At 72.2% G+C, this 726-nt stretch carries 1 protein-coding gene; it reads right to left on the reverse strand.

Annotation, left to right across the window (positions count from 1 at the left end; translation table 11 throughout):
- The coding region (locus KUM32_RS37345; RefSeq protein WP_217146298.1) for a helix-turn-helix domain-containing protein at nt 1-666 on the reverse strand (666 nt) is incomplete at its 3' end.
- Nucleotides 667-726: the final 60 nt, after the last annotated feature.

The raw sequence follows: 726 nt of genomic DNA on the forward strand, positions 1-726 counted from the left end.
GGCCGGCACCTCCAACGCGTCCAGGTCAGCGGGGGCGTCGGCCCCGGTCACGACGGCGTGGTAGTAGTCCAGCTCCGTCCCCTCGGCCCGGCTCGGGTCGAGGTTGTGGCTGACCCCGACCACGCCGCGCGGCTCCTGGTCGGACAGGGCGGTGATACGCCCCAGCGTCTTTCGGTCGATGCCGCGGATGAACTCCGCGATCGCCGGGTTCGCGCCCTCGTGGACGAGCGGCACCCGGGCCTTCCTGCCCACGACGTGGAACCGCTCCTTCTCCACCACTCGGTATCGCATGCTGCTACTCCCTTCGACGGTCAGCCGGAAGGAGATCCGAGGCTGCGAACACAGCGGCGCGCCATCGCGCCGCGCCTCGCCCGGGCCCACGCCGTGCACGGCCCGGAAGGCCCGCGCGAACGCCTCCCCCGAGCCGTAGCCGTAGCGCACCGCGATCTCCAGGAGCGTCCGCTCGCCGGCGAGCACCTCGGCGCCCGCGACGGTCAGCCGCCTGCGCCGGACGTACTCCGACAGCGGCATCCCGGCCAGCGCGGAGAACAGCCGCCGGAAGTGGTACTCCGACGTCACCGCGATCCGCGCCAGGTCGGCCATCTCGATCCGCTGGTCGAGGTGCGCCTCGATGTGTTCCAGGGCCTGGTTCAGCCGGTCCAGCACCTCGGTCTCCTTCCCTTACGCCCACCACGCTAGGAAGGCCGCACCCCCACGGACCCGACT

It is taken from the genome of Streptomyces sp. AC627_RSS907, assembly GCF_019049165.1.